Source organism: Nonomuraea sp. NPDC001684, assembly GCF_053596515.1.
Genome location: NZ_JBSFGJ010000751.1, coordinates 1 through 2719, shown reverse-complemented (window position 1 = coordinate 2719; position 2719 = coordinate 1). Strand labels below are relative to the sequence as shown.

Here is a 2719-nt window from a genome sequence, read left to right as displayed (position 1 = left end):
CAGCGCCGGTACGGCGCCGACGTGCTCGCCGGCTCCCTCAAGGGCTGAGGCCCGGCGCCCACCAACCATCCATTCGTCACATCTCTACAGGAGAATCACATGTCAGTGTCGAAGCCGGGCGTCGGCATCGCGGGTCTCGGGCTGATCTCGAAGACGCACGCGGCGGCCTACCAGCGCATGTCCGACGTGGTCGACCTCGTGGCCGGCTGCGACGTCGACCCAGGGGCGGCGTCGGCCTTCACCGCCGAGTTCGGCGCCAAGACCTACACCGGCCTCCAGGACCTGATCGACGACCCGCGGGTCGACGTGGTGGACCTGATCCTCCCCCACCACCTGCACTACGACGCCGCCATGGCGGTGCTGGACGCCGGCAAGCACCTGATCCTGGAGAAGCCCGTCGCGCCGACGTACGAGCAGTCGGTGGCCATCCAGCGCCGGGCGGCCGAGGCCGGCGTGCACTTCATGGTCGCGGAGAACAGCCGGTACATCGCGGCCTACCAGGCCGTGCACCGGCTGCTGAGCGAGGGCGCCATCGGCGAGGTCATCCACGCCAGGACGTACCTGCGCTCCAACGAGAAGGCTCACCTGTCGATGCCCGGCTACTGGCGGACCCAGTACAAGCTCGGCGGCGGCCTGGTCATGGACACCGGCGCGCACTCGTTCTACCTGCTCAAGTGGCTGCTCGGCGAGTTCGAGGAGCTGACCGGCGTCTCCAGGAAGGTGTTCCCGCTCGACAACGAGATCGAGGACACCGCCGAGGTGTACGGCCGCATGCGCAGCGGCGCCCACTTCTCGTGCGGCTTCACCTCCGTGTCGGAGGTCCCCCACAGCGAGCGCCTGGAGCTCTACGGCACCGAAGGGGGCATCCTGGTGGACCAGATGTCCGACCCGGTGGTCAAGCTCTTCCGCGGCCAGCACGACTACCAGGGCGAGGCGGTCGCCGGCGTGCCCTTCGGCCCCGACGCCTGGCACCCCGGCGGCTGGCACTACGAGTCCGTCATCACCGAGGTCACCGACTACGTGCGCGCCCTGGTGGAGGGACGCCCGCCGCTGATCGACTCCGGCGACACCGTGTACGCCATGCGCGTCGTCGAGGCCGCCTACGAGTCCATCCAGTCCGGGAAGACCGTCACCGTCCCGGCCGGCGCGCAGCTCTGATCCGCCCCCACAGCAGAATCTGGACCTCCCCATGAGACTCATGCGCATCGGCGCCGCCGGCGCCGAACGTCCGGTCGTCGCGATCGACGACGAGACCTACATCGACGTGTCCGACGTGGTCGCCGACTTCGACGGCTCCTTCTTCGCCGCCGGCCTGGACGGGCTCGCCGCGACCGTCGCCGACCGGGTGGCCGCCGGCGCGGCCCGCCGCTTCGCCGGTGAACGCGTCGGCGCGCCGATCGCCCGTCCGCACCAGATCCTGTGCGTCGGCCTCAACTACGCCGACCACGCCGCCGAGTCGGGCCAGGAGCCGCCGGCCGAGCCGATCGTGTTCACCAAGGCGCCGAACACGCTGGTCGGGCCCGACGACGACGTGCACATCCCGCGCGGCTCCTCGGCCACCGACTGGGAGGTGGAGCTCGGCGTGGTGATCGGCGCCCGGGCCCACTACCTGGAGAGCGACGAGGAGGCGCGCGCCGCCATCGCGGGGTACGTGCTGGTCAACGACGTCAGCGAGCGCGACTTCCAGCTGCGCCACGGCGGCCAGTGGGTCAAGGGCAAGTCGGCCCCGACGTTCAACCCGTGCGGCCCCTGGCTGGTCACGCCGGACGAGCTGGGCGAGGTGTCCGGCCTGGGCATGTGGCTCGACGTCAACGGGCGGCGCCGTCAGACCGGCTCGACGGCCCACATGTTGTTCGACCCCGTCTTCGTCGTGCGTTACCTGAGCCGGTTCATGGCGCTCGAACCCGGCGACCTGATCAACACCGGCACGCCCGCGGGCGTCGGCATGGGCTTCGACCCGCCCGTCTACCTGCGGCCGGGCGACCGGATGGAGCTCGGCATCGACGGCCTGGGCCGCCAGAGGCAGTCCGTCGTGGCCGCCCCCTGACCGGCCGGCGCGGCCCGCCCTGACCGGTCCGGACGGGCCCCCGGCCGGCAGCCTCACGACGGAGCTGGACTTCCTCGTAGGGCTGTCACAGCGCGGACCTATGCTCGTCGCCATGTCGACATCCGCCACCCCCGCCTCCCTGTCCTACGCCGCCGCCGACGCCCGTCTGAGCGGCGCGTTGTCCGCCGCGTTCGACAGTGAAGGAGAGTCGTCCGACCATGACAGCGTGCTGTTCTTCGACGGCGATCTCGCGGTCGAGGGGGACTTCCTGGACGCCGTCAATGCCTTGCGAAGCGGGGACGACGAGGACGACGTCGAGCTGATCGTGATCACCGGCGATCTGACGGTCAACGGCCCGATCGCGCTCTATGAGGACCAGCCCGGACTCTACGTCGGCGGTCGCACCGAGGCCGAGACCCTGGAGGCCGGCGACTGCGAGATCTACATCCACGACGGCGCCTTCACGCACCTCGTCCACGGCTGTTACAACCACGGCCGGCTACGGACCGGGACCGTCGAGACCCCTTGGGTGATCGACTTCGGACACGCCATGGACGTGCACGCCGTCGGCGGGCGCTGGGTGGACAACTTCGGCGACGCCAAGAAGGCCGACTACACCAAGCCGGGAATCGTCGAGGCGTTCGTGCCCGAGGTCGTCGACGCGGAGGACCG

Annotated in this window: 2 protein-coding genes and 1 pseudogene; all 3 read left to right on the top strand. The window is 70.4% G+C overall.

Annotated elements, in window-relative coordinates:
* Positions 1-99: 99 nt before the first annotated feature.
* Positions 100-1158, top strand: a complete 1059-nt coding sequence (locus tag ACWCSD_RS51145) for a Gfo/Idh/MocA family protein (RefSeq protein WP_397162765.1) — start codon at positions 100-102, stop codon at positions 1156-1158.
* A 31-nt stretch (positions 1159-1189) separates the two neighbouring features.
* Positions 1190-2047, top strand: a complete 858-nt coding sequence (locus ACWCSD_RS51140; RefSeq protein WP_387680419.1) for a fumarylacetoacetate hydrolase family protein — start codon at positions 1190-1192, stop codon at positions 2045-2047.
* 112 nt (positions 2048-2159) lie between these two features.
* Positions 2160-2719, top strand: a pseudogene (locus tag ACWCSD_RS51135) (leucine-rich repeat domain-containing protein); the annotation flags it as partial.

Excerpts from the sequence above, each read along its gene's own strand:
- ACWCSD_RS51145 (WP_397162765.1), top strand. The coding sequence starts at position 100 with ATGTCAGTGTCGAAGCCGGGCGTCGGCATCGCGGGTCTCGGGCTGATC.
- ACWCSD_RS51140 (WP_387680419.1), top strand. The coding sequence starts at position 1,190 with ATGAGACTCATGCGCATCGGCGCCGCCGGCGCCGAACGTCCGGTCGTC.